Below are 24,804 nucleotides of genomic sequence, written 5' to 3' on the forward strand. Positions count from 1 at the left end.
TCTACACCGATTCTAGCTGGTGGCTACTGCTACGTACCTTCGGGCGCGGGCAGGCATGCTGCGGAGCATGCTCAATGTCTGTAGACATCACACCAGCAGCCTCGATCCTCGACAGTCTCTTCGGGGACGCGGGGCTCATTACGCTCATCGCCGCGATCCTCGTCGCATGGCTGAAGAACCACGATAAGAACAACGAGATCAAGGACGCGAAGGAAGAAACTGCCGAAGCGAAGGCCGAAACGACGGCTATCGCGGACGCCTTCGACCCGACGAAGACGACCCAGATCACGACGAAGGTCGCCGACGCCCTCACGGTCCAGTCCTGGACGATGAACGAGGATACCCTGACCAAACTCGAGCACCGCGCCTACCCCTACGGGAAGGAGGTCCGCGAGCAGGTCCAGGCGGCAGAACTCGCGCGGAAGACCCTCTACACTATTGATACGCCGGTTATGGGGGCGGAGATCAACTGTGGCGGGATCCTCAATTGGTGGCACAAGATGCTGCAGAGCCACTTCGATTCCATGACGACAGCCCTCACGGCCGCCCAGAAGGACGCGCTCTGGCGGCAGATCCAGGAGGCCGAGAAGCAGGACCTCGACGAGTATGATATCACCTGGCCCGATGGATCGTGGTCACGTATCATCAACGGCAAATTCATCGCCGGTGGCGGGAAGACCGCTCCCGCGGGTGCAAGCGTCGGCCCGAAGGGCGAACAGGTCATCCCCACGACCGGGGACGCCCCGAAGGTGAGCTGAGATGGCGGCAGACCTCTACGCCCTGATTCTCCAGCTCGTGATCGCGATGATCATGGGCGCGGTCTTCTCCGGGCTCGGCTACCTCCGCCAGACGGGCGAGAACTGGCAGAAGGAGAAGATGTTCGTCACGGTCATCATCGGGTTCGTCATCGGGGCGCTCCTCTGGTGGACGAACGTGCCGGTCACCGAAGCGACCCTCGCCACCTACCTCCTCGCGAACGGTGGGCTCATCGTCGCCATCGAGTACGGGGCAAAAGCAGTCTACCGGCGCTTCGGCATCGAGGCATGGCTGCAGTCAGTCCTCGGCTCCTGACGGGAGGAGCCCATGCACCTCCCCCTTACGCTCGATAAGGTCCGCTGGGCGCTCTTCGACCGCTTTCCCGACGAGGGCCGGCCTGCTGCCGATTATGACGAGGCTGCGAGAACGATCTGCCAGATCATTCTCGGGGATCTCGAAAAGGCCGGCGCCCTGAACGTCGAGCAGGTGGTCCTCGCATGAAACGCATCCCGTTCCTGTTGCTGCTCCTTGCGCTGCTCGTGGTTCCCGTGCTCGCCTGCTGGCATCCCCCCCCTCCGCCCCCTCCTCCCTCGACCTCGGGCCCGAGCTCGGGTATGACAGGGACCTGGACCTGCGGGGACTGGGCACGAGCTGGATGGCAGGACCACGGCGATATCGCCACCATCGATCCCGACCTGATTCACGGAGATCTCTGGCTCGTCGTCGAGTACCCGAATGGGGGCAGATTGCAGAGCATCCAGACGTCCTACGCATCCGATCCCTCGGGCCTCGCGAACCTCTCGGAGGGCATGACAGGCCTCTGGTATCAGGAACCGCGGGGATTCGTCCGGCAGAACGCGCTTGCAGGAAGATACCTGATCACGAACCCGATGGGTCTCGTCTACATTCTGGTCGAGAAGCGGCAGCCGAGCCCGACACCCCTCACCATCTCGCTCGAGAGAGTGGACGGCCTGCCCCTCTGGGTCGTGGAGACGAGCGAGCAGGAGAACGCCTACACGGTGCACCTGCGGCCATGACGTCGAGCAAGGGCGGCCAGCCGACCAAGTACGATCCGCTCTACCCTAACATCCTGATCGCCGAGGGGCTGGACGGCGATGCGCCCTGGACCGACGTCCAGATCGCTGCACGGTTCGGGGTCTGCATCGACACGGTCCGGATCTGGAAGAAACGCTATCCGGCGTTCAAGGCGGCATGCTCGCTCTGCAAACAGCGGGCAAACGCCGTCCTCGAGAGCACGGCGTTTCAGGTCGCTCAGGATCGGCCCGTTGTGGACATCGATACGATCGAGACGAAGGACGCCGAGGGTACGGTTCTCGGCACCCGGACCGTCACGCGGCAGCGGACCGTCTCAGCAGACACCCAGATCCTCAAGCTCCTGCTGATGAACCGCCTGCCGGAGAAGTACCGGGACGTGCAGAAGGTCGAACACTCTGGCACGCTGACGTGGGTGGATATTGCCCGAAACGGAGCAGCTGACCCATCGGGATCGTCTCCTTCGCGCCCAGCGTGACCCGACCTGGTGGATCGACCAGGCCTTCGGGCACGACCTCTGGGCGCGACAGCGGCAGATCATCGAATCGGTCCGCGACCACCGGATCACGGCCGTCAAGAGCTGTCACGCTGCCGGGAAGAGTTTCATCGCCGCCGACGTCGCGCTCTGGTACCTCTACACCCACGTCCCCTCGATCGTCATCACCACGGCACCCACGAACCGCCAGGTCGAAGGCATCCTCTGGAAAGAGATCCACACCTCGTTCAACCGCGCTATCCGGCCGCTCGGCGGCACGATTCTCTCCCAGGAACTCAAGATCGACAGCAACTGGTTTGCGTGGGGATTCACCGCCCCCGAATACGACCCGGACCGCTTCCAGGGGTTCCACGAGATCCATATCCTCGTCATCGTCGACGAGGCGAGCGGGATCTCCGAAGAGATCTTCTCGGCGATCGACGGCATCATGACCGGCGACGAGGCTCGCCTGCTGCTCATCGGCAACCCGACGAATCCCAGCGGCCGGTTTGCGAAACTGTTCAAGACGCCGGGCGTATCGAAGATCTCCATTCCTGCCTTCGCCACCCCGAACTTCACGGTCTTCGGCATCACGGAGGAGGATATCGTCCGCGACACCTGGGAAGCGAAGATCATGGGCGATCTCCCCACCCCTTATCTTGTCACGCCCCGCTGGGTCCGCGAACGCTATCTCGACTGGACCCCGGACTCGCCCCTCTACCAGGCGAAAGTTCTGGCAAACTTCCCTGAATCTGCCGAGGACACCCTCATCCCGCTCTCGTGGATCGAGGCGGCAATCAACCGCGAGCTCGTGCCGGGGACGCCCGTCGAACTCGGCGTCGATATCGCCCGCTACGGCAGCGACAAAACCGTTCTCGTACTGCGAAAAGGGAACGTCGCACGGATCGTCGAAGTGCGGGCAAAACAGGGCACGATGGAGACGGCAGGGCTCGTCAAGGTCGTACGCGAACGGGGGGGGGCATCCTACGCGAAAGTGGATGCGGACGGTCTCGGTGCCGGTGTGTACGATCGGCTCGAAGAGGTCGAGCTCGAGGAGCAGCAGGCAACGGGCCGCGACCGCGAGAACCCCTACCGCGAGATGCATACGGGCCTTGCGGCGGCGGATCCCGAACGCTTCGGCAACACCCGCGCCGAATGGTACTGGGGCCTGCGCCAGCGGTTCGAGGAGGGGGACATCGACATCGAGGACGACGAGGAGCTCACCGCCCAGCTCGCGACCCTGAAGTACAAACTGAACAGCCGGGGCCAGATTTTCATCGAAAAGAAGGAGGACATGAAGAAACGCGGTCTTCCGTCACCCGATAAGGCCGACGCCCTCATGCTCGCGTTCGCTCCGGTTCCTGTCACTCCGGAGGACGAAGTGGTCTGGCTGAACGAAGAGGAGACCCTGATCTCCGTCATCTGACGGAGGAGATTCTGACAATGCCACGAAAAAAGAACTCACTTCCCGAAGATATGCAGGCAGCTCTTGCAGAGAACGAGCTGCTCGTCGAACGCATCGTCGAACTCGAACTCGCGCTCGAAGATATCGGCTGGCAGAGCCTCACCGAAACCGACCGCGAGTTCTCGCGGGATGCCCTTCGCCGGATCGTCATCCTCGCCCGCCTCTACTGGCTGAAAAACCCGCTCATCAAACGGGCCGTCGAGACGCAGACCTGCTACGTGTTCGCGCTCGGCGTCACGACGAAAGCGAAACACCCGGCCATCGACGCCGTGATCCAGGCATTCATCGACGACGAGAAGAACAAGGCAGAACTCTTCGACCACCAGGCGCTGATGCTCAAAGAGACCGAACTCCAGCTCTTCGCGAACCTCTTTTTCGTCTTCTTCATTAACTCCTCGACGGGCCGCGTGCGGATCCGCACCGTGCCGTTCCACGAAGTCCAGCGCGTCGTCTACAACCCCGAGGACAGCAACGACCCCTGGTACTACCTCCGGGAATGGCAGGAGTTCCCGCTCGATACCGCCGGCCCGGTCCCACCCGTCCGGCGGGCGGCCTACTACCCTGACTGGCGCTACCGGCCCCGCGACGGCCACCCGGCAACCCTCTACGGCATCGAGGTCCGCGCCGACACCCCGATCTACCATGTGAAAGTGAACGCGCTTTCCGATATGCAGTTCGGGGTCTCGGAAGTCTACGCGGGCCTCGACTGGGCGCGTGCGTACAAAGAGTATCTGGAGAACTGGGCATCCGTCGCAAAGGCCCTCGCGCGGATTGCGACCGTTATTACCACTAAAGGCGGGAAGAAAGGCGTCACGGCAGCAAAGACCCGGCTTGCATCCACGCTCTCGAATACCGGGACCGGCGAGACGAACCCTGCACCCGTCCAGGCCTCGACGTTCATCCAGGCCGAAGGCACGAACCTGCAACCCTTCCGCACCGCGGGGGCGCAGGCAGGGATGGACGACGGCCGGCGCCTGATGCTCATGGTCTGCTCGTCGACGGGCATCATGGAACCCGAACTCACGGGCGATCCCTCGACGGGCAACCTTGCCACGGCGAAGACCATGGAACGGCCCATGGAGCTGAGGTTCCGCGCCCGCCAGGAACTCTGGAAGGGCGTGATGCACGGCATCCTCCAGTACGTCGTCAATTGCTCGGTGCGGGCGGAAAACGGCCCCATCGGCGGGACCGTCGCTGTCGATGAGTGGACCGGCGACGAGACGATCACGCTCGAACTCGATACCGAGAATCCCGACGAGACGAAACGCGGCAAACCCCTCGACCGCACGATCGACGTCACGTTCCCGCCGATGCTCGAGCACGACGCGAACGTCCAGGTCGCGGCCATCAAGGAGGCGGCCACCCTCGGAGGACTCTCGCAGGCGCGGACCATGCCGAAGATGCTGCTGTCGCGTCTCCTCCTCCAGGCCTTAGGGGTGGAGAATATCGACGCGGTCCTCGACGAGCTCTTCCCGGACGGCGAACCCGAGCCGGAGGACGAACCGCCGGTATCGGGCAGCGACGATGACAGGGAGATCCCGAAGCTCGAACGGGCAATGGTCGAAGCGGCTCGCGAGCTCCGGGACGCCATCAGAGCGGCGAAGAAGGCAGGGGTGTGGGAATGACGGTCTCCGAAGCCCTCGACCGGTATCTCGAAGCAGCTGGCAGAGTCATCCACCGCCAGGACACCCGGCCCCTCGAACACCAGCTCGAGGCGAAGGTCAGGACGATCTTCAAGCGGCAGCGGGAGATCGTGCTCGCGGAATTCTCCAAACAGCGCACCCACTTCCAGGAAGACGCTGCTCCGCAGTCCATCATCGCCCCGGCTCTGGATGCCGCCTACATCGGTACCTACGAGGACTTTTTCCGGGCACTCGAAAGCGTGGCCGAATCTGCGCTCGTCCGGGCATCGGCAACGCTGATCGCGACGGCCGGTGTTCCGCTCAAATTCGACCTCAAGGACCCCCGCGCCCGCGAATGGCTCGCGAGCCACGCGGCAGAGCGCATCAAGGGCATCGACACCACCACGCGGAAGGATATCGCCCGGATCGTGCAGGACGGCGTGAACGAACGAGTCCCCTACGATACCATTGCCCGCCGCATCTCGGCAGCGTATACCGAGTTCGCCATCGGCAAACCGCAGGAACATATCGCGAGCCGGGCGCACCTCGTCGCGGTGACGGAGGTAGCGGAAGCCTATGAGGAAGGCAGTATCCGGCAGGCGAAGGAGATGCAGCGGCAGGGCCTCGCGATGGAGAAGCACTGGCGCGACAGCGGAGACGACCGGGTCTCTAATGGCTGTCGCGAGAACTCGGCGGCAGGCTGGATCCCTCTTGACCAGCCATTCCCGAGCGGGCATCAACACGCCCCGCGCTTTCCGGGATGCCGCTGTTACGTCGATTACCGGCGGATCGGATCGACCGCCGGAGGTGATTGAACACTATGGCATGGGACCGAACGTACCAGAATACCCCGGGCCGCACCTACGACCCGGACGACCCCTACAACCTGTACGGGGAAGACATCAACGAGATCATCACGCTGCTGAAGACCCACGCGAGCCGGCACGGCACCGGCGGCGAGGACCCGATCACCCCCGAGCGCACGCTCATGGCCGCCGAGGGCTACCCGCTCGACGGCTCCGCGATGGAGGCGGCCGGCCCGACCGCGCTCGCGAACGGCGTCTACACCTACGGCTGGCTCTTCGACGCCGATGTCGTCGAGACCCTCGTCTTCGCCCTCGGCCGGATCCCGCGCCGGTGGTGTGCCGCGGACCCGACGTTCAACGTCGAATGGACCGCCGCGAGCGGATCGGGGGCGGTCGTCTGGCAGGGCGAACTCCTCGCGGTCGGCGATAACATCGCCTATACGGGCAGCTTCGGGACAGCCGTCGCGATCGCGGCGGATACCCTCCAGACCGCCGGGCGCTGCCACCTCACGCAGGAGTCGGCCGCGCTGACCAGCTTCCCGAACGCCGCCGCCGGCCTGCCCGCGTTCTTCAAACTCTCACGGCTGGCGACCTCGGGCAGCGATACCCTCGCAGTGGACGCCGAGTTTCGGAGCGCCCACCTCAGTTTCGGGACGGTCGTATGAGGCAGCTCTTCCTCGCCCTCCTGATCGGGCTGCTGCTGCTCCCTGCGGCGGGGGCGGCCCTGCACGACCCCTTCGACGACGATACCGAGAGCGCCTACGCCCTCTCGCCCGCGTACTGGGTGGTCAACACCTCCGGCTCCCACATGAACGCATCCCGCACCGTGACCACCGGCACGCCCGCGATGTACCCGAACCTCTCGGGCGACCCCAGCGGGATCTTCGATGCCGTGTATGGCCCGGACGCGAACTACACGATGGTCTTTACGTTTAAAGGGGTCGCCAGCGGGCAGGCGCGGATCGGCTTCATCTTCGACTCCGTGCAGGCCGACGACGCCGGCAGCATCGCGAACGGGACGAAGTACGGGGTCATCGCGAGCAACCGCACCACGGGGGACAACATCTACCTCTACGACACCACGGCCGGCGTCCCGGCGACCCTGAACAACACCCCTGTGCAGATCGACCGGGACACCCCCCACGTCCTGACGGTGCTCACGAACGCGACCTCCGCTGAGAAGATCGCCGTCTACCTGGACGACGTCAAGATCATCTCCTCGACCTCATCCACGCGATCGAGCGGCTATGCCGGCATGTACCAGAGTGGCGGGACGACCTGGATCGACGACCTCTGGCTGGGCGATGCGACCGAAGAGCCCCCGGCCGCCCCGCTGCCGATCGTCGCCTTCTCGGCCTCCAACACGACCGGTATCAGCCCGCTCGTCGTCCGGTTCACCAACGAATCGATCGTCGTCGACCCGGAGGCGAACGTCTCGTACAGCTGGACCTTCGGCGACGGCAACACGAGCACCGAGGCGAGCCCGCTGCATATTTACGAGGTCGCCGGATCGCACGACGTCACGCTCACGGTCACGAACCTCTCCGGCGTCAATGCCTCGACGCAGACCGACATGATCACTGTCGGGTCGGGCCTGCCGACCGCGTCGTTCGTCGGGTCGCCGGTCGCCGGTGCGCCGCCTCTCTACGTGCAGTTCAACGATACCTCGGTGGTCGAGGATCCGCTCACCTGGGACTGGGACTTCGGGGACGAGACGACCAGCGAAGAGCAGAACCCCGCCCATTCCTTCGACGATCCCGGCGTCTATACCGTGGAACTGACGGTCACGAACGCGAGCGGCTCGGCGACGATGGTCCGGACCAACTACATCACAGTGACCTGGGCGAACGTCAAGACCGTGGTCGCCACGAACGCACCGGCCTACTGGAAGGCCCTGCCGGACATCCTGCAGTGCGACGGCACGGCCGACCAGGTGCAGATCCAGGCGGCTATCGACGCGGTCGCGGCAGCAGGCGGCGGCGTGGTCCAGCTCAGCCCGGGTGATTTCTACTATACTGCACCGTTCAGTACCAGCGTCTATGTCACCGTAAAAAGCGGCGTCACGCTCCGGGGGCAGGGTATGGGTCCGGCCGTCAATGGGGGAACTGTTATCCGGTCGGATTTCTACGAGACGCCTGAAGGAGATGTCAATCCCCGGCGCTACTCGAACATCGTTACACGGGCGAACACCATTGTCCGGGACCTCAATATCACCGGCACGGGGGGACTCTCTACCTATGCCGGTGCAGCCTGCTATAATGTCGAACTAGAGAATATCATGGTCTATAACATCTCGCGGGCCATTGCCTGTGCCGTCTGGATGCACTCCGAGCAGGAGCTGCATGACATCACGCTCCGCAACGTCTGGGTCGTCGATAGCGGGTGCGCCGGGTTCGCGCATGGCTGGACCGACGAGCAAACTTCCTTCTCCGTCCATGACATCTCCTACTATGACTGCCACGCGATTAACTGCGGGAAATTCGGCCCGTATCGGAACAGCAAACGGCTCGGCAACACCTATTCGACCTCGATCCCGTCGTGGACGCCCGGATTCGATATCAAGGAAGGCAGCGCCCAGTACAATATCCTGTATGACGGGTGCGTTTGCCAGGACAGTTACGGAGCAAACTGGTACTGGGAGAAATCCACCAGCGGCAGCAACATCGTCTTCCGCAACTGTACCAGCAGCGGGGCCGGGCAGGCATACCTCCGCTACGGCGGGCAGCTCATGGAGGTCGGCAACCCCTCGGCCTACGGCGGCGGCTACCTGACGCCCTATAACTCGATCTTCGAGAACTGCACTTCAGAAAACAACTATATCGGGTTCTACCTGAACGGTCCCGCTCAGCTCTACAACTGTTCGGATACCGGGTCGCGGATCGGCGTGCTCGTTACCTCGAATGCCGGTACTTCGGTCATCGATAACTGCTCGTTTACCAATACCGGCGGGCATCTCTCGGATGCATCGGACGGCAATGCCGACGGGCTGGTTACAGCCTCGTATCGCAACCTGTTTGGGTATACGGGGTGCCCGATCTATTATTTCACCTCTGCGACAGTCTCGATCAATTACTGCACGTTCGCCAGTACGACGGTCAGGACGCAGCCCGCGATCTTCGTGCAGTCGGTCTCGACGCACCAGTACGTCTCCTATTCGACGATGCAGAACTATGCGTATGGCGGCTACTCGGTCCTGACGGGGCTTGCCCACGCCCGGTACTGCTCGGTCTATCCCACGTACATTCAAAAATGGCTCAACTTCGACCCGCAGCCGGCGGACAACGATATCGTGCCGAACTTCGCGGCAAACGTCACCAGCGGCACGGCCCCGCTTGCCGTCAAGTTCACCGATTCCTCCTCCGGGACGGGGCTCTTTGCGTGGAACCTCTCGACGGGGGACGGGACCTGGTATAACACGACCTCGATCAGTCAGAAATCCCCCACGCACACCTACACCGCAGCAGGAACCTACGATGTCACGGAGTACGTCTATGGCTCAGGGGGATACAGTTTCGTCAAGAAGTTCGAGTATATCACGGTCGGCGCGGGCACGCTCCCCCCGACGGCTTCCTTCTCGGCGAACGCGACCGACGGCGACGAACCCCTCACCGTCCAGTTCTACGATACCTCCACCGGATCCCCGACCTCGTGGCTCTGGCAGTTCGGCGATGGGAACACGAGCAGCGCCCGCCACCCCGTCCATACCTACGTGCAGGCCGGCATCTACACCGTAAACCTGCGGGCGACGACTGCCGGCGGATCGTCCTGGAGCAACGTCACGCAGTATATCACGGTCACGCAGGCAGCCTCGACGGCTCCGCCGATCATCAGCGGCAACGCGACCCCGGATAGCGGGGAAGCGCCTCTCTCGGTGCAGTTCGTCGGGACGGGCGAGAATGTCGAGGACTGGCTCTGGGATTTCGATGACGGCACGACCTCCGACGACCAGAACGTGACCCACGTCTACTATGCTGCCGGCACCTACGATGTCGTCCTGTCGGTCACGAACGCGAGCGGGGCGAACGAGACGACCATCCCCGTCACCGTGACCGGCCCGCCCATCCCTGCGCTCCCGCACGCGAACTTTACCGCGAACGTCACGGACGGCCCAATCCCGCTCGCGGTGGCCTTCGCCTTCACCGGCGACTGTCTCGACCCGATCTACATGAACTATAATTTCGGCGATGGCTCGGCCGTCGCCTGGGGCCAGGATGTCACGCACACGTATACCGAGGCCGGCACCTATACCGTGACGCTCACGATCGGGAACGCGAGCGGCGGATCGGTCATGCGAAAAACCGGCTATATCGCCGCCTCCGATCCGGCAGACTGGCTGGATGCCGATTTCGTGGCAAATAAGACCTTCTGCCGCCTCCCCAACTGCATCGTCGGGTTCATGGACTCCTCGACGGGCCCGGTCACGAACTACAGTTGGACGTTCGGCGACGGGGGGACGAGCGACGAGATGAACCCCGTCCACACCTACCGCTTCGCCGGCTGGTATACCGTCAACCTCACGGTCTCGATCTACGGCGACCCGTCTGATTATGAACGCAAGACCCGGTACGTGCTCGTGCAGGTACCCGGCGGAGGCTGGTGGTATTGAGGACCCTGACCGAGAGTGCCTCCTGCCCGCCATACAGTCAGGGAGAGCGGTATATCATCTCCCGGCGGCGTGCTGAAGGTCATTCATATGCGGACATCGCGGCCGAACTCAACAGAGACTTTGTAAACTACAACAAGGGCTGCCGCACGGGAGAGGGCATCAAGACCTGGTACCGGTCCCGAACAATGCTCCGACAGCTCAGCCTGAAGGTTGGAGGCATTGATGCAGCACGGGACGCCGGGCTCGACGTCTCGAACGAGGTCCTCGCAACCTGGCTTGACGAGCGGATCGAGAAAGAGGTCCAGCAGGCCGTGCATCAAGCCGCCGGCACGGCGAAAGCTCGGGCGACCCCCTGAAATCGCTCCCCCTCCTTTTTAACCCGTAGCACGTCTAATACTCTAATGCCCGACGACAACGACGGTCAGAATCTCGTTTTGTACTCGGAGGCAGTCCCCCTTACCGAGGCCACAGCGCGGGCAGATGGTACGATCCCTATTCTTTGCATTTCGCCCGGCTGGGGTAGTTCTGGTTTTTACAGCGCTGAAATGCTGAAAGAAGCCTGCTCGAACTACAAAAAAGGCTTGCACATGCATTGGAATCACCAGACCCGAGAAGAGGCGAGACTTCGGCCCGAGCGCGATTTGAATACGCTCGCGGGCACGCTTGCCGAAGATGGGCGTTACGAAGAGAACGGGCCGCAGGGTCCGGGGATCTACTCTCGTGCCCAACCATTCAGCCGCTACGCATCGGCGATCCGCGAGATGGCCCAGCACATCGGGCTCTCGCACGTCGCCGAAGGGACGACGAAAAAAGGCGTGGCAGAAGGTCGGACCGGCCCGATCATCGAGAAGATCACGGCCGTCCGGTCGGTCGATTTTGTAACGCTTCCTGGCAGAGGCGGAGCCATTCTCGAAGCCTTCCGGGAAGCGGGGAATACCAGTGAGACACCAGGAGACAGAACCGTGGTATCCATTGACGAAGTCCGCAAAGACGCGGCGATCATGGAGACGCTCCGTAAGGAGATCCTCTCCGAGGCCTCGGTGAGAGAGGCCCAGGCACAGAAGGAGAAAGAGTACCGGGAGGCGACGGCGGCGCTCGAAAAGCAGCTCAAAGAGAGCAACGATGCAAATGCCGAACTGAAGAAACAACTCGACCGCCTCAACGAGGCCCAGCTGCTCCTCGAGGCGAAGTCCTTCGTCGCGGCCCAGCTCAAGGACGCGAAGGTACCGGAGATCACGAAGGCCCGGCTCCTCGAGCAGCTCGCGAAGACCCCTGCCCTCAAGGAAGGCAAACTCGACGAAGCCGCGTACAAGGCAGCCATCGCCGGGGCCGTGAAGGCAGAGGCAGACTACCTCGCGAAGGTCACGGAGAGCGGCACGATCAAAGGCATGGGCAGCGGCGGCGGCACGCCGGCGGGAACGTCCCTGAAAGACGTCATGGAGAAACAGTTTCTCGAAGCCGGCCACTCCGCCGAGAAAGCGAAGCGGATGGCGGAGATCGCCGTCACCGGGAGGAGATAGACCATGTGTGAATATCCAGTCACAAAACGCAGCGCAGGAGACGAGATCTCCTCGACCTACGAGGGCCGGCATCTGACGTTCCTCGAGTCCGAACTCACCCACCCCTACCATGCAGACGGGCTCGTCGATAAGGGCGACCCGGTGCTCGTCGGGGACAACATCGTCGGCATCGCGATGAACAGCGCGGCAGCGGCCACCGACAAGATCGTCATCGATACCGAAGGCATCTGGGCGCTCTACGTGCTCGGCTGCGTCAGCGACGGCACGAGCGACGGCATTGCCCTCGCCATGGATTATGGAGATCCGGTCTTCATCAAGCGCGTCCCCGGCACGGACCAGTATATCCTCTCCGGCCAGCAGGACCCCTATCACTTCCAGCCGTTCGGCGAGGTGCTCGGGGCGGTCACGGCATCCACCACGAGCCCGACGCTCGTCGCGGTCAAGGTCCACAAGTCCTGTGTCCCGCTCGGCGGTATTCTGCACTTCGGCAGCGGCTCGGCCGCAGCGGGGAACTTCCTGCTCGAAGGCTCAACCACCACCAGGCAGGCGAAACTCATCGAGGCGTGTATCGCCCCGGCGACGATTCTCCTTGCCGGCGAACAGATCCACGGGATCAACATGCGTATCGTGGACAACCTGATCTCGACGGGCGGGGAGATCACCTGCGCCGAGTTCAAGGCCGTCCGCGACGAGGCGACCGACGCATCGGTCTCCGCAGCGACGGCCCTCAAACTCAACGTGGACAACAAGAACGGCGGCATCGCGCCCTACTGCCGCGCCCTCGACATCATGGTCGAAGGGGCACCGGGGACCACGCCGGCGATCCGCAGCGCCATCCACATCAATTCCGGTGGGACCGCAGGAACCCTCGAAGGCGTCCTCGAAATCGAGGCGGGAGCCTTCGGATGCAAGACCGTTACCACGAACCCCTCGGATACCGGCACCTGCATGCAGATCCCGATCATCTACGGCGGGACTGTGTACTACCTGCTTGGCTACAACGCCACGGGCTCGTAATCCGGAGGAGATGACGCGATAATGGACGCTATACGCAGCATCGAGGTGCGGCAGAACCAGATTGCCCAGCGGATCGGGGCGCTCGCCTATCGCAGGATGCGGCTGGTGCGTGAGCTGGAGATGGTCGACAAGGAGATCCTCCAGCTCGAAGCCGCAAGCACCGCGAACGACCAGGCAACTGGGGACATCAGAGTTGCCGTTGCTCGACAGGAGGGGGCTGCGAAGGCCACCCAACCGAAGGAGACACCGTAACATGGCAGAATTCTTCAAAGAACTGACCAACTGGGACGGGTACCAGCCCGTCAACAAGGAGACTATCGACCAGGCCCAGGTTGCCGAAGCGATGAGTCTCCTCCGCAACGACCGGGGCTTCTCGCCCCACCGGCACGAGTACCTCGTCAAAGAGGCCATCACGACCACCGACTTTCCCTACCTGCTCGGCTACATCGTCGACCGGCAGCTGCTGGCGAACTACCAGATCAATGTTGCCAACTGGCGCCGGTGGACTAAAGTCGTGACGAACACGAACTTCAACACCCGCCGGCTCGAGAGGGTCTTCGGGCTTGACGACCGTCTCGCGGAAGTCCAGGAGAAAGGCGAGTACCTCGCCAGCAAACCCAAGAACTGCCGCTTCGATATCACCCTCAAGAAGTACGGCCGGCAGTTCGATATCTCCTGGGAGAGCATCATCAACGATGCGCTCGGAGCCTTTTCGGGGATCGCGACCCGGTTCGCGAACGCTGCGATCCGGACGGAGAACTATCTCCTGACCTCGACGTATGCGATGTCGACCGGTCCGCACACCAGCCTCTACGGGGCGACGATCACCGATTGCGGGCAGGCCGTGACGAACCTCGGCGTGCTCCCGCTGACGATTGCCAACCTGGAGACGACCCTCGAGCTGATGCAGGCCCAGACCGACCCGAACGGCGAACCCATCAGCGTCCGGGCAGCGACGCTCGTCGTGCCCCCGTCTCTCGAAATGACGGGCCGCGCCATCCTCACCTCGGCAATGAAGGCATGGACGTATGGCGGCGACGACGAAGCGGCCCCCGTTCCGTGGCCGACCGTGAATGTCATTCCGCAGATGGGGCTCACGCTCGAAGTAGACCCCTACCTGCCTATCGTGAACACCACGAGCGGCACCACGAATTGGTACCTGTTCGCCGAACCGGCCGAGCGGCCGGCCCTCCTCGCGGCGTACCTCCGCGGCCACGAATCCCCGGAGGTCGTGATGAAGTCCAGCAACAAGGTCGCGTTCGGCGGCGGCGACGCAGGACCGCTCTCCGGAGACTTCGCCACGGACAACATCTTCTACCGCGTCCGCGAGGTCTTCGGCACAGTCCAGGGCGATCCCCGGTACACCTACGCGCAGACGGGCGCCGGCTCATAATCCCTCTTTTTCGGAGGAGGGAATGCCGCCGAACGTACCGAAGCCGGTGACGCGGGAAGATGAGTACCTCGCGGCCATCGTGCAGCAGAATGACCGGATTATCGACCTGCTGCAGCGGATGGCGCCACCGGAGGAACCGCCCGCAGTGACGACACTCCTCCAGGAACCGAAGCGGAGGCGCTGAATGGCCTTCACCTACGACGTCTCGACGGACCGGGGGAAGGTGCGGCTCCTTTCCACTGACCGGAAGGCTGCCCGCCCCATCTTCGACGACGACGAGATCGATGCCTTCCTCGCGATGAACGGCAACGAGGTCAAGCTCGCGGCTGCCGCTGCACTCGAACAGATGGCCTCGAACGAGGCGATGGTCCTCAAGGTCATCAGCAACAACGGCCTTTCCACGAACGGGGCGGCGGTCGCGCAGGCCCTCATGGCACGGGCAGCGAAACTCCGCGAAGAGTACCAGCAGCAGGCAGATGAGGACTTCTGCGGGTTCGATATCGCCGAATACGCGGACAATCCCGCGCAGACGCTCGAACTGCTGATCAAGGAGTCGATGCGGGATGCCTGACCTGTTCGACGCGGATCTGATGCTGGAAGCGCTCGCGGACTTCTTCCCCACCACCTGCACGATCCAGACCGCGACCCTGGCCGAAGACGACCACGGGCAGAGCATCCCGGTGTGGTCTGATCTCGCGGGACATATCGGGATCGCCTGTTCGGTCGCGCCTTCAGGGGGGAGGAAAGTGCAGACGGGCAAAGAAACGTATGTCGTCTCCTCGCACCGCATCAGTCTCGCGGGGCGGTACCTCACTATCACGGCAGCCATGCAGGCTGTCGTGGACGGCATCACGTACGAGATCTTGCTCCCCGAACATTCAGGGTTCGGGCTGAACACAAACCTGCTCTGTCAGGTGGTGCGCTGATGAACGGGGATTCCTGCGTCACGGTCGACCAGTGCGACCGACGCATGAAGGATCTTGAAGATAAAGGCCGTGAGGGGGATAAGACGATCTTCGACCGTCTTGATTCCCTCGATGAGAAGGTGGACCGGTACCGTGGCGAGATCCCGGAGGCCGCAGCAGCAGCCGTGGCGGCGTTCTGTGCGAAAGCTACCCAGACCTCATCCACGAAGACCCCGTTCGAGCTGATCAAGGACTACCGGGACACGCTCCTGCTGATTGCGATCATCGTGGTCTTCGGTGGAGAGAAGGCCGCAACCATCCTCGCGGCGGTGTTCTGATGGGCAAACAGATCCGCATCACCGGCATCAAGGAACTCGCGGAGGATTTCCGCAGACTCGGCGACGCGATGGCCGATACCCTCGAGGCTGCCGTGCAGGCGGGGGCGCTCATTCCGAGGAACGATGCCCGGGCCCGAGCTCCCTACAAGACGGGTGATTACCGCCGGAAGATCGGCATCGAAACCGTCGAGAAGACACCGACCCGGTGCGCGGTCGCGATCGGCGTCGACGATGTCCGGGGCCCATGGCTCGAGTTCGGGACGGGGCTCTACGCCGAAGGCGAAGGCGCGACGAAACAGCCCTACGACATATTCCCGCGTGGACCGGGCTTCGCGGGGTCAGCGTTCCTCTCTCCGGTCGAAGGGGGGAAGATGGCCCTCTACTGGAACGGAGCCCCGCACCCGGTCAAGCACGTCCGGCATCCCGGTATCTGCCCGCGTCCGCACTTCCGCCCGGCCATCGACGAGAACGCGGCTGCTATCGAGTATGAAATACGGGCAGCACTCGACGCGGCAATCGTGGAGGCGATCCGGTCGTGACGGCCGATCCTACTGCAGCCTACCGGGCCCTCCTCCTCGCGGACGTTGCGGTGGCGGCACTCGTGGACGAACGGATCTACTTGCAGCAGCTCCCGCAGGATCCCACCCTGCCCGCGATTCGGTTCCGGCGGGTGAGCCAGGCCCGGGGCCACCAGGTCCCGACGCGGTTCCCCGTCTACCAGACCGACTGCTGCGCGGCCACCCATATCGAAGCAGAACAGCTCGCGGATGCCGTGGTCGCGGCAACCCAGCGGGCGAAAACCGTGCAGGACGGCGTCCATATCACGCAGGGGGTGATCGTGAACGAGATCGACCTCTACGATGTCGAACTCGATATGCACGTCACCCCGGTGGACGTCCGCCTGCACATCATCGAGAGGTCATAGATCATGGTCTACCAGTCAGGCGTCCAGGACGCCGATGCAGTCCGCCTCGGTTCATGTAAGATCGAGGTGGGGGCGGATGTCGGGTCCCTCCAGGACTTCGGCATCGCCAAGAACGTGAAGTGGAAAGAGAACATCACGAAGGCCGATATCAAGCCGGACAATGGCGAACCCATCATGGGCCGCGTGGTCAAGCAGGAAGCCGATATCTCCTTCGACTGGATGGAGCCGGAGTTCTCGAAGATCAACGTGCTCCGGGGAGGTATCGATACCTACGCTACCGTTGAAGCGGCACCGGTCTCGGTCACGAACGAAGTCGTGGTCCTCGACGATACCGATGCCGTCCGGCTCGAGCATAAGAACGCCGCGGGAACGGAAGTCGGATCGATTGTCGTCACGGGAGCGGCAGGATCTCCCACCCATACCCGGAACACCGACTACGTGATCTCGGTGGATTCTGCCGGGTATACCTGTATCGCCCGGATCGGTGGAGCAGGCATCGACGATGGCGCGACGGTTCTCGTGGACTACGCCTATACGCCCGCCAGCAGCAAGACGTTCTCGACGGGCGGCAAATCCACGCAGACCCCGGTCGTCGTGCGGTTCACGAACACCAATGAGAGCGGCAACGATCTGCAGGTGACCTTCTACAAGACCTACTACGAGAGCGGGCTCGAGTTCGCGCATAAGAGCGACGAAGCGACCGAAGAGCTCGTGGTGCCGGTGACCCTGCGGGCGATCCGGGACTCCACGCGCACGGCAGGCGACCAGCTCCTCGGCATCGTCGACGAGCAGGCGACGTAAGGGCGATCCCATGATCCTCAAAGATTTTTCGACGTTCGTCCCCGAACCCGTGATCGCGAAGATCGGGTCCGGCGTCCACGTCGAGGAGGTCGACATCTCGATCTTCCCGGCGGCGGCATCGCTGCGGCTGATCGACCTGCTCGAGAAGAAGAAGGGCGAGACCCCGACGCAGGCCGACCTGATCGGCATCGTCGCGGAAGCGGCACACATCCAGAACCCGACGATCACCGAGGAGTGGCTGCTCAAACACTGCACGCTCTCGCAGCTCCTCCGGTTCGTGCGGTTCGTCGTGGACCGTGCGCAGGAGCAGATGCAGGATGGCAGGAACGGCGATGCCGGAAAAAACCCGAGTTAGACGTCGGGCTCATCATCGCCCGCGTGGGCATGATGTACGCGTGGGCCTCGCCGGACTACCTGCTGCACCGCTGCACGCTCGTGCAGATCTTCAGGTTGTACGGACACGGGCGGGACTTCGACCGTCTCCGGCGGGGCGAACCGGTACCGGCCTCTTCAGCAGCACCGGCGCCGGTCGCTCCGGACGAGCCGGACCGGACGGCACTCTATGCCCGGTACGGCGGGATTATCAAGCAGAAGTGACGTATGGCCGGTGATTACACCCTCATCCGGAAGATCGGCGTCGAGGTCGTCGGGGACATCGAGGGCCTGAAGAAATCCTACGAGGAAGCCATCAAGGATACCGAGCAGATCGCCGGACAGTTCACGGATATCGGCAAGGACCTGATGGCCGTCGGCAAAGAGTGGTCGACGTGGATCACCGCACCCCTCGCGGCAGCAGGCGCGGCAAGCATCAAACTCGCGAGCGATGCCGAGGAGGTCGACGGCAGGTTCCGCGTCGCCTTCGGCAGCATGGCCGACGAGGCGGAGGCCTGGGCGACGACGCTCGGCGATTCCGTCGGCCGGGCCACGACGAGCATCAAAGATATGGCCGGGTCCCTGCAGGCGAGCCTGGTCGCGCTCGGGCTGACCCGGACCGCTGCCGCCGGCCTGTCCGAACAGATCACCGAACTCGCCCTCGACTTCGCGGCCTTCTATAACGTCGCTGACGACGACGCGCTCGCCACCCTCCAGAAAGCCGTGCTCGGCGGGACCGAGGCGCTCCGCCGGTACGGCATCGTGCTCACGGACGACGCAATGAAACAGGAGCTGCTCTCGATGGGCGTCGAGGGCGGCATCGAGAAAGCGACCGAGCTCGAGAAGGCGCAGGCACGCCTCAACCTCATCCTGGCGAAGACGGCGGACGTGCACGGGGAAGCCGCCAGGAACGCGGGCACGTTCAGCGGGCAGCTGAAAGCCCTGACGGCCGACGTGCAGGAGCAGGCGGAAGCTATCGGGGCGGAGCTGATGCCGTATGCCCGGCAGCTCGTCGAGATTGTTCGAGATCTCGTGGCACGGTTCGCGAACCTATCGGACGGCACGAAGTCCCTCATCCTCGTGACGGCCGCGCTTGCTGCTGCAGTCGGCCCGGTGCTTCTCGTTACGGGATCCCTGATCGAGAGCGTCGGCAAACTCGTGGCAGTCTACAAAGTCTACCAGGCGACGACGTTCGCGGCGACGGCAGCCACCAAAGGGTTCACGGTTGCGCTCGCGGCGAACCCGGCGGGACTCGTGGCCGTCGGCATCGGGCTCCTCGTGGCGGCCGTGGTCCCCCTCGCGATCGAGGCGGCGACGGCGACGCGGCGGTTCGACGACCTGAATCGGGAACTCAACGATACCCGGACGATGGCCGCGAAGACGGGCGACGAGCTCCGGAAGATGGCTGCCGATCTGCGGGCGGCCGCCCGGGACAGCGCGGTCTTCGAGTATCAGGTGAGCGATACTGCCGCAGCGCTCGGCGCGACGACCGAGACGATCCGGCAGGGCCGGGTGGCCCTCGCCGACCTCGGCGCGCAGTACCTCGAGCAGAAGGCGGATGTCAAAGATTTCGCCGATGCCGTGACGGCCGAGATGGAGAAGGCCGACCAGGCGTACTACAACCACCAGAACGCCGTGAACAAGCTCACCGACGAGTACGACAAGCTCAAGACGGCGATCGACCGGGCCCTCGGCATCGAGGAGGATCTCGACGATCAGAGCCGGACGATCGCGCGGTCGAAGCTCCGGCAGGCCGATGCCGAGGATGCACTCGCGGACGCGATCAAAGAGCGGGACGACTTCGAGCGCGAGATGTATGCGACCGACTACAAGACCGTCTCGGACTACGAGGACGCGCAGAAGACGATGGAGATCCTCAAGCGGAACGTCGCGAAGGCCGACCTCGATCTCGCGGATGCCATCGACGGCGTGAGCGATGCCGAGCGCCGCCGGACCGAACTTGTGGTCGAGCAGAGCGAGGTCGCCGCAGAGATGGGCACCAAGGATGTGAAAACGGCGCAGACGCGGCTCGAGGAGATCAAGAAGGCCATCGACGAGGAGACCGCGAAGATGCAGGAGTCGAACGCGGAGCGCGAACAGCTCCAGGCCCTGCATCTCATGGCGGTGGCAGAAGCCGAGAAGCTCTACGGGGAGACTTCGATGAACAACTGGGCGACGATCAAGAAGTTCATCGAGGAGAACCCGATCCTCGCGAAGACCTACAACATCGAGTACGACGCGGAAGGAAATGCGTCCTGGACTCCGCCGACGACCACGACCGTGACCCTCGCGGTCCCCGAGCTCAAGGGGCTCGAGCTGCCCGCTGCAGCAGCGGGGAATGTGACGGCAGCGAACGGCACGATGACCGGCGGGACCTCGAAGAACATCACCGTCACCCAGAACCTCACGATCAACGCACCGACGACCCTCGATCCCGCGATGACGGCAAAACTCCAGCGGCAGAATCTCCAGGACCTCGGCACGTCGCTCCAGGGGGTGATATGAGGTGCTGATTGCCTGGGAAGGTGCGAACGGCACGACTATTGAGTTCCGCGAACCATCGATTATCTTGGAGTCGTGGACCGGGTTCGCCGGTCCGGCCCGCACACACCAGACACAGAAAGCAGTCGGGCAGATCGGTTCCTCGCTCCTCGACACACTCTACGAGCAGCGCGAGCTGTCGATCCGTGCCGTGCTCGTCGCGGAGACACGGCAGGATCTCTTCGCTATGCGCCGCATCCTGATTGCCGCCCTGATCGGGGAAGGCACGCTCACCTGGACGCAGGACGACGGGACGGCTTACGTGATCGCCTGTGTCGCGGATTCCGGTACGCCGCGCTTCGTCGGGGATGCCGGCAACCAGAGCACGTTCCACATGAGGTTCTACCTCGACCTGCTCGCGCCCGATCCTACCTGGTACGATCCCGTCGGGGAAGAGCAGCACATGAACTCGTTCGAGGGGGGCATGACGATCCCGTTCGAGCTTCCGCTCGACCTCGGCACGGTCGGCGCATCGGCGATCATCCGGAACAAGGGGGATCTCGCTACGCCCGTGCTCATCACGATCACCGGGCCCGTCACCAACCCGTCCATCGAGAACCTTACGACAGACCAGACGATCGCGCTCGTGTTGGATATTGCTGCCGGCGAAACCCTCGTGATCTCGACGGTCTATGGCTCGATCGCGGCCACGCTCACCGATGCGCTCGGGGTCGAGACGAACGCCATGCGCTATATCACGGTCGACTCCGAGTTCTGGCAGCTCCAGCCGGGCGCGAACGAAGTTTCGTATGCATCGAGCGGTGAATCGGGGTCCGCCGAAGTCGTGATCGGCTGGCGGCACCGGTACGCGGGAGTGTGAGCGATGGGCCTCTGCTACGGTATCCCGGCCCCGGTCGGCGGCACGACCTCGGCCTACGCCGGGATCGGATACCCATACCTGCTCCCGGCACCCGTCGGCGGAGCGGTCCCGGCAGTCAGCATCCCGACGATCACGCTCCCCGCGATCCCGCGGGTCATGGTGCTCGCGGCCGACCATGGGCGGTTGCCCGGGTGGACCCGGGCGCCGGTCATGGTGGTCGTGGACGGGACGCAGATCGATACGCCGCTCTACGATTTCCCGCTCGAACTCCACCTCTCGGCGGCAGCAGGGATCACGAATACGAACCTTGCAGGGATCCTGACCGACCTCGGATCGTCGTCCCTGAAGATCGCCGTCACCGCTGATGACGGCATGACGCAGCACTCTGTCGAGGTCGTGGCATGGGACCCCGTGGCAAAGACCGCGACGCTCCGGGTGCGCGTGCCCCTGCTGCCCGCGGGCATCGACACGGCGCTGTATCTCTACCACGACCCGTTGCATGCCGACAACACCAGCTACGTCGGCGAGACGGGGTCCGATCCGGCGGATGCCGTGATGGCCCGGTATGCCGGGCACGTCGCGTCGACGGCGTGGACGGATGCCGAAACGGCTGCGGCTGCCGACAGTCTCGTGACGTATGCCGCCGAACCTTCGCCCCTCTACCCGGTGGCAGCCCTCGACAATTTCCAGTACCTCGCGTGGACGCGGAACTGGCGCCGGCCCGACGAGTGGGAACTGATCGTCCACCGGTCCGCGACGGGTGCCTATGATCTCGTACCGGGGCAGATGATCATGGTCTCGGTCGACGGCAACCGGCGGCTCGGCATCATCGAGACCCGCACGCTCCAGATGACGCGGGACGGCAAACCGTCCGAGACCTGGAAAGTGTCGGGAAGGGATCTCGGTGCGCTGCTCGGCGAGACCGGGCGGATCGCGCTCGATGCAACGGCGACCGGCGACGGCTACGATGAACGCACGGGCGACGGCGAGACCCTGATGCACCATTTCGTCGACGCGAACGCGATCAACCCGGCAGACGCCCGGCGCGGCGTGCCGTTCCTGACCCTCGCGGCCAACAACCACCGCGGGTCCTCGTGCACCTATGCCGCACGATTCCAGCAGCTCGCCGCTATCCTGGAGGAGATCGCGCTCGCGACCGGTCTTGGGTGGAGCGTGCCGTTTGATTTCAGCACGTTCCAGGCAGCCCTCACGGTGCAGCGGGGCTACGACCGCACGTTCGCGCAGACCGAGAACGCACGGGCCATCTTCTCGACCGTACTCGGCACGGCGCTCGTGACCGGGTATACCGAGAGCACCCGCACCCAGACGGTGAACTATCTCGGCGGGCAGGGCGAGGGGGGCGACCGCGAGGTGGTAGCGTATGGCGGGCCAATGGTTCGCAGCATCCAGGACGCCGAGGTGACGGCTACCGGAACCGTGACGATCTGGGCGGAGATGGTTCTGCCGTCTGCAGTCGCCTGTCCGGGCCTCACCCGAGAGAACGGGATCCTCGTCCTCGAGGTGCAGTACAGCGATCCCGCCGATCTTGTGCAGCTGACGGTGATCCTCTCGAGCAGCGGGTCGTGGACCTCGCGGACCTGGTCGCGGGTCCTGACGCAGGCCACCGATCTCGTTGTCGGGACCGACTACTGCGAGGTGGCGATCCCGCTGGCAGCGTTCTCGGAGCTCTCGGGAACCCTCGATCCGTCGGCCATCTCCTACCTCGCCATGGTTGCGGGGAAGGCGGGCACGGACCCGCAGACACTTGCATGGCGGCTGGCCCGCATCGAGTACGATCTCGGCGACGGGATCGGGGTATCCCGCCGTGAGTCCTTCACAGACGCCCGTGATCTGGCAGAAAGTAACGCCCTGCTCATCAGGGGTGCGCAGCGGGCCGAAGAGGTCACGGGCACGGTCTCGCTGGAAGCGCAGATCCTCTCCGGCGGCCCCTACACCTACCGCGAGGACTGGGATCTCGGTGATATCGTGCATGTCGAGTATGACGGCGTGGCGAGTCTCGACGCCCGAATCGTCCAGGTGCGCGAGGAATGGGATGCGGGGTCCGGCACGACCGTAACGGCAACGCTCGGGACGGAGGCGCCGGACCTCGTGCGAGTCCTGCGGGCGGTCTCCAGGAAAGCAGACGCAGAGGTACGACGATGACAGAAAACCATGGATTTTTTGGGAGCGCGGTCGGGGACACCCGCGAGTACGACCAGCTGGCAATGGCCGCGGTCTGGAAGCGGCTGCTCCGTGACGGCGTATTTGAAGGCGTGGATTCCGAACTCGCGGTCTCGGCATCGAGCCCTGCCGGGATGAGCGTATCACTCGCGACCGGCTGGGCGTGGGTGCAGGGGTACTGGTATGAGAACGATGCAGCCAAGACGCTGACGATCGGGGCGGCGAACCCGACCCTGCCCCGTATCGACCGCATCATCCTGCGGCTCGACGTGCTCTCGGGCCGGACGGTCGGGGCCGTGGTGCTTGCGGGGACGCCGGCAGCGTCGCCGTCCGCTCCTTCACTCACGCAGACTGCTGATACCTGGGAGATCAGTCTCGCGCAGGTGGCCGTGGCAGCAGGAGCGACGTCGATCGTCGCAGGCAACATCACCGACGAACGGTGGGACGCGACGCTCTGCGGGTATGCCGAACCCCATGCCGTCGGGCTCGAATCGGTCGCGGTGCGGGAGGACAAGGATATGGGGGGTTCGTATACCCTCACGAACCTCCCGGCACCGGGGGCCGCGACGGAAGTCGCGACGAAAGGGTATGTGGACGAGATTATCGGAGCGGCGACGAACATCATCGCGGTCTCGGGGAAGACCTACCTCTGCGTCAATGCGACGTGGACGGGCAGCGCGTGGAACCGGCTCTCCACAGGATCCCCGGCGTGGGCTATTGAACTGTCCCATTCAGGGGACGCTATCACGGTCAAGCATGCTGCTGCCGGTGCGAACCCGATCAGCTGGACGGATCTGTACGTCTTCTCGAATGCGTCCGATCTGAAAGTGACGAGCATATCGGAACGGGTCGGGAGCGCGGGGATCGTGCTGAACCATGTCCTCGATGCGTCAGCTGGTGGCATCAAAGGGGGCATGGTGAACCAGACGGGCAGCCGCGCCCTGAATTCGTCCTACCAGAACACCGGCGCCGGGGAGCGGACCGTGCAGGTCGGGCTCGACGGCACGGGGAGCGGGTATTTCCAGGCGTGGATCAGCGCAAATGGATCGGCCTGGACGATTGCCGCCGGCGGGGCGAACGCCGTCTACAAGGTCGGGACGGTGTTCGTCGTGCCCAGCGGCTACTACTACAAAGTCACCGCCACGGCGGCAACGCTCGATGCGTGGTGGGAGCGAGGGTAGAGAACTATGGTTAACAGTATCATTAAC

General features: G+C 63.8%; 28 protein-coding genes. All 28 read left to right on the forward strand.

From position 1 onward, the window contains the following. Positions 1–74: 74 nt before the first annotated feature. The 28 genes from WC683_07435 to WC683_07570 all read left to right on the forward strand — a co-directional run bounded on the left by WC683_07435 (position 75) and on the right by WC683_07570 (position 24,777). Positions 75–758 (forward strand): hypothetical protein, encoded by a 684-nt coding sequence (locus WC683_07435; GenBank protein ID MFA4972430.1) that lies wholly within the window; start codon positions 75–77, stop codon positions 756–758. Between the two features lies 1 nt (position 759). Then, entirely contained in the window at positions 760–1,071 is a 312-nt protein-coding gene (locus WC683_07440; protein MFA4972431.1) for a hypothetical protein, read from the forward strand. Between the two features lie 12 nt (positions 1,072–1,083). Further along, on the forward strand, positions 1,084–1,257 hold the full coding sequence (locus tag WC683_07445; protein ID MFA4972432.1) for a hypothetical protein: 174 nt from the start codon (positions 1,084–1,086) through the stop codon (positions 1,255–1,257). Beyond that, on the forward strand, positions 1,254–1,793 hold the full coding sequence (locus WC683_07450) for a hypothetical protein (protein ID MFA4972433.1): 540 nt from the start codon (positions 1,254–1,256) through the stop codon (positions 1,791–1,793). Before WC683_07445 ends, WC683_07450 begins: the two co-directional genes overlap by 4 nt. Beyond that, positions 1,790–2,287 (forward strand): helix-turn-helix domain-containing protein, encoded by a 498-nt coding sequence (locus WC683_07455; GenBank protein ID MFA4972434.1) that lies wholly within the window; start codon positions 1,790–1,792, stop codon positions 2,285–2,287. The genes WC683_07450 and WC683_07455 overlap by 4 nt, the downstream gene beginning before the upstream one ends. Further along, positions 2,232–3,710 (forward strand): hypothetical protein, encoded by a 1,479-nt coding sequence (locus WC683_07460; GenBank protein MFA4972435.1) that lies wholly within the window; start codon positions 2,232–2,234, stop codon positions 3,708–3,710. The genes WC683_07455 and WC683_07460 overlap by 56 nt, the downstream gene beginning before the upstream one ends. Before the next feature lie 17 nt (positions 3,711–3,727). Beyond that, positions 3,728–5,374 carry a hypothetical protein gene (locus WC683_07465; GenBank protein ID MFA4972436.1) on the forward strand — a complete coding sequence of 549 codons (1,647 nt, stop codon included), beginning with the start codon at positions 3,728–3,730 and terminating at the stop codon, positions 5,372–5,374. Then, positions 5,371–6,186 carry a phage minor head protein gene (locus WC683_07470; protein ID MFA4972437.1) on the forward strand — a complete coding sequence of 272 codons (816 nt, stop codon included), beginning with the start codon at positions 5,371–5,373 and terminating at the stop codon, positions 6,184–6,186. The genes WC683_07465 and WC683_07470 overlap by 4 nt, the downstream gene beginning before the upstream one ends. Before the next feature lie 5 nt (positions 6,187–6,191). After that, positions 6,192–6,842: a hypothetical protein gene (locus WC683_07475; GenBank protein MFA4972438.1), complete on the forward strand. Its 651-nt coding sequence runs from the start codon at positions 6,192–6,194 to the stop codon at positions 6,840–6,842. Beyond that, positions 6,839–10,783, forward strand: a complete 3,945-nt coding sequence (locus WC683_07480; protein MFA4972439.1) for a PKD domain-containing protein — start codon at positions 6,839–6,841, stop codon at positions 10,781–10,783. The genes WC683_07475 and WC683_07480 overlap by 4 nt, the downstream gene beginning before the upstream one ends. Next, entirely contained in the window at positions 10,780–11,139 is a 360-nt protein-coding gene (locus WC683_07485) for a helix-turn-helix domain-containing protein (protein MFA4972440.1), read from the forward strand. The genes WC683_07480 and WC683_07485 overlap by 4 nt, the downstream gene beginning before the upstream one ends. 189 nt (positions 11,140–11,328) lie before the next feature. Next, complete coding sequence (locus WC683_07490) at positions 11,329–12,303, forward strand: hypothetical protein (GenBank protein ID MFA4972441.1); 975 nt, start codon at positions 11,329–11,331, stop codon at positions 12,301–12,303. 3 nt (positions 12,304–12,306) lie between these two features. Continuing rightward, positions 12,307–13,320 carry a hypothetical protein gene (locus tag WC683_07495; protein ID MFA4972442.1) on the forward strand — a complete coding sequence of 338 codons (1,014 nt, stop codon included), beginning with the start codon at positions 12,307–12,309 and terminating at the stop codon, positions 13,318–13,320. A 21-nt stretch (positions 13,321–13,341) separates the two neighbouring features. Beyond that, entirely contained in the window at positions 13,342–13,572 is a 231-nt protein-coding gene (locus WC683_07500; GenBank protein MFA4972443.1) for a hypothetical protein, read from the forward strand. A gap of 1 nt (position 13,573) precedes the next feature. After that, positions 13,574–14,713: a Mu-like prophage major head subunit gpT family protein gene (locus WC683_07505; GenBank protein ID MFA4972444.1), complete on the forward strand. Its 1,140-nt coding sequence runs from the start codon at positions 13,574–13,576 to the stop codon at positions 14,711–14,713. A gap of 22 nt (positions 14,714–14,735) precedes the next feature. Then, on the forward strand, positions 14,736–14,897 hold the full coding sequence (locus WC683_07510; protein MFA4972445.1) for a hypothetical protein: 162 nt from the start codon (positions 14,736–14,738) through the stop codon (positions 14,895–14,897). Further along, positions 14,898–15,284, forward strand: a complete 387-nt coding sequence (locus WC683_07515) for a hypothetical protein (protein MFA4972446.1) — start codon at positions 14,898–14,900, stop codon at positions 15,282–15,284. After that, a complete protein-coding gene (locus WC683_07520) occupies positions 15,277–15,639 on the forward strand; it encodes a hypothetical protein (protein ID MFA4972447.1) in 363 nt (120 codons plus the stop codon). Before WC683_07515 ends, WC683_07520 begins: the two co-directional genes overlap by 8 nt. Continuing rightward, the gene (locus WC683_07525) at positions 15,639–15,956 is read left to right on the forward strand and encodes a hypothetical protein (GenBank protein ID MFA4972448.1); all 318 of its coding nucleotides are present in this window, start codon (positions 15,639–15,641) and stop codon (positions 15,954–15,956) included. Before WC683_07520 ends, WC683_07525 begins: the two co-directional genes overlap by 1 nt. Beyond that, positions 15,956–16,495 (forward strand): HK97 gp10 family phage protein, encoded by a 540-nt coding sequence (locus WC683_07530; GenBank protein ID MFA4972449.1) that lies wholly within the window; start codon positions 15,956–15,958, stop codon positions 16,493–16,495. The genes WC683_07525 and WC683_07530 overlap by 1 nt, the downstream gene beginning before the upstream one ends. Further along, positions 16,492–16,881, forward strand: coding sequence for a DUF3168 domain-containing protein (locus WC683_07535; GenBank protein ID MFA4972450.1), 390 nt, complete (start codon positions 16,492–16,494; stop codon positions 16,879–16,881). Before WC683_07530 ends, WC683_07535 begins: the two co-directional genes overlap by 4 nt. A gap of 3 nt (positions 16,882–16,884) precedes the next feature. Continuing rightward, positions 16,885–17,682 carry a hypothetical protein gene (locus WC683_07540; protein ID MFA4972451.1) on the forward strand — a complete coding sequence of 266 codons (798 nt, stop codon included), beginning with the start codon at positions 16,885–16,887 and terminating at the stop codon, positions 17,680–17,682. A gap of 10 nt (positions 17,683–17,692) precedes the next feature. Continuing rightward, positions 17,693–18,037, forward strand: coding sequence for a hypothetical protein (locus WC683_07545; protein ID MFA4972452.1), 345 nt, complete (start codon positions 17,693–17,695; stop codon positions 18,035–18,037). Positions 18,038–18,066: 29 nt separating this feature from the next. Next, the gene (locus tag WC683_07550) at positions 18,067–18,279 is read left to right on the forward strand and encodes a hypothetical protein (GenBank protein ID MFA4972453.1); all 213 of its coding nucleotides are present in this window, start codon (positions 18,067–18,069) and stop codon (positions 18,277–18,279) included. A 3-nt stretch (positions 18,280–18,282) separates the two neighbouring features. After that, positions 18,283–20,559, forward strand: a complete 2,277-nt coding sequence (locus WC683_07555) for a hypothetical protein (GenBank protein MFA4972454.1) — start codon at positions 18,283–18,285, stop codon at positions 20,557–20,559. Position 20,560: 1 nt separating this feature from the next. Further along, positions 20,561–21,415 carry a phage tail family protein gene (locus WC683_07560; GenBank protein ID MFA4972455.1) on the forward strand — a complete coding sequence of 285 codons (855 nt, stop codon included), beginning with the start codon at positions 20,561–20,563 and terminating at the stop codon, positions 21,413–21,415. Between the two features lie 3 nt (positions 21,416–21,418). After that, positions 21,419–23,578, forward strand: a complete 2,160-nt coding sequence (locus WC683_07565) for a siphovirus ReqiPepy6 Gp37-like family protein (GenBank protein ID MFA4972456.1) — start codon at positions 21,419–21,421, stop codon at positions 23,576–23,578. Further along, the gene (locus WC683_07570) at positions 23,575–24,777 is read left to right on the forward strand and encodes a hypothetical protein (protein MFA4972457.1); all 1,203 of its coding nucleotides are present in this window, start codon (positions 23,575–23,577) and stop codon (positions 24,775–24,777) included. The genes WC683_07565 and WC683_07570 overlap by 4 nt, the downstream gene beginning before the upstream one ends. Positions 24,778–24,804 lie beyond the last annotated feature (27 nt).

The organism is bacterium (assembly GCA_041648665.1).
In the GTDB taxonomy this organism is placed as follows: Bacteria; UBA10199; UBA10199; order 2-02-FULL-44-16; family JAAZCA01; genus JAFGMW01.

What these genes read in the sequence shown, in the direction of transcription:
- WC683_07435 (MFA4972430.1), top strand. Translation starts at nt 75, where the DNA reads ATGTCTGTAGACATCACACCAGCAGCCTCGATCCTCGACAGTCTCTTC.
- WC683_07440 (MFA4972431.1), top strand. Translation starts at nt 760, where the DNA reads ATGGCGGCAGACCTCTACGCCCTGATTCTCCAGCTCGTGATCGCGATG.
- WC683_07445 (MFA4972432.1), top strand. Translation starts at nt 1,084, where the DNA reads ATGCACCTCCCCCTTACGCTCGATAAGGTCCGCTGGGCGCTCTTCGAC.
- WC683_07450 (MFA4972433.1), top strand. Translation starts at nt 1,254, where the DNA reads ATGAAACGCATCCCGTTCCTGTTGCTGCTCCTTGCGCTGCTCGTGGTT.
- WC683_07455 (MFA4972434.1), top strand. Translation starts at nt 1,790, where the DNA reads ATGACGTCGAGCAAGGGCGGCCAGCCGACCAAGTACGATCCGCTCTAC.
- WC683_07465 (MFA4972436.1), top strand. Translation starts at nt 3,728, where the DNA reads ATGCCACGAAAAAAGAACTCACTTCCCGAAGATATGCAGGCAGCTCTT.
- WC683_07470 (MFA4972437.1), top strand. Translation starts at nt 5,371, where the DNA reads ATGACGGTCTCCGAAGCCCTCGACCGGTATCTCGAAGCAGCTGGCAGA.
- WC683_07475 (MFA4972438.1), top strand. Translation starts at nt 6,192, where the DNA reads ATGGCATGGGACCGAACGTACCAGAATACCCCGGGCCGCACCTACGAC.
- WC683_07480 (MFA4972439.1), top strand. Translation starts at nt 6,839, where the DNA reads ATGAGGCAGCTCTTCCTCGCCCTCCTGATCGGGCTGCTGCTGCTCCCT.
- WC683_07490 (MFA4972441.1), top strand. Translation starts at nt 11,329, where the DNA reads ATGCTGAAAGAAGCCTGCTCGAACTACAAAAAAGGCTTGCACATGCAT.
- WC683_07495 (MFA4972442.1), top strand. Translation starts at nt 12,307, where the DNA reads ATGTGTGAATATCCAGTCACAAAACGCAGCGCAGGAGACGAGATCTCC.
- WC683_07500 (MFA4972443.1), top strand. Translation starts at nt 13,342, where the DNA reads ATGGACGCTATACGCAGCATCGAGGTGCGGCAGAACCAGATTGCCCAG.
- WC683_07505 (MFA4972444.1), top strand. Translation starts at nt 13,574, where the DNA reads ATGGCAGAATTCTTCAAAGAACTGACCAACTGGGACGGGTACCAGCCC.
- WC683_07510 (MFA4972445.1), top strand. Translation starts at nt 14,736, where the DNA reads ATGCCGCCGAACGTACCGAAGCCGGTGACGCGGGAAGATGAGTACCTC.
- WC683_07515 (MFA4972446.1), top strand. Translation starts at nt 14,898, where the DNA reads ATGGCCTTCACCTACGACGTCTCGACGGACCGGGGGAAGGTGCGGCTC.
- WC683_07520 (MFA4972447.1), top strand. Translation starts at nt 15,277, where the DNA reads ATGCCTGACCTGTTCGACGCGGATCTGATGCTGGAAGCGCTCGCGGAC.
- WC683_07525 (MFA4972448.1), top strand. Translation starts at nt 15,639, where the DNA reads ATGAACGGGGATTCCTGCGTCACGGTCGACCAGTGCGACCGACGCATG.
- WC683_07530 (MFA4972449.1), top strand. Translation starts at nt 15,956, where the DNA reads ATGGGCAAACAGATCCGCATCACCGGCATCAAGGAACTCGCGGAGGAT.
- WC683_07540 (MFA4972451.1), top strand. Translation starts at nt 16,885, where the DNA reads ATGGTCTACCAGTCAGGCGTCCAGGACGCCGATGCAGTCCGCCTCGGT.
- WC683_07545 (MFA4972452.1), top strand. Translation starts at nt 17,693, where the DNA reads ATGATCCTCAAAGATTTTTCGACGTTCGTCCCCGAACCCGTGATCGCG.
- WC683_07550 (MFA4972453.1), top strand. Translation starts at nt 18,067, where the DNA reads ATGATGTACGCGTGGGCCTCGCCGGACTACCTGCTGCACCGCTGCACG.
- WC683_07555 (MFA4972454.1), top strand. Translation starts at nt 18,283, where the DNA reads ATGGCCGGTGATTACACCCTCATCCGGAAGATCGGCGTCGAGGTCGTC.
- WC683_07565 (MFA4972456.1), top strand. Translation starts at nt 21,419, where the DNA reads ATGGGCCTCTGCTACGGTATCCCGGCCCCGGTCGGCGGCACGACCTCG.
- WC683_07570 (MFA4972457.1), top strand. Translation starts at nt 23,575, where the DNA reads ATGACAGAAAACCATGGATTTTTTGGGAGCGCGGTCGGGGACACCCGC.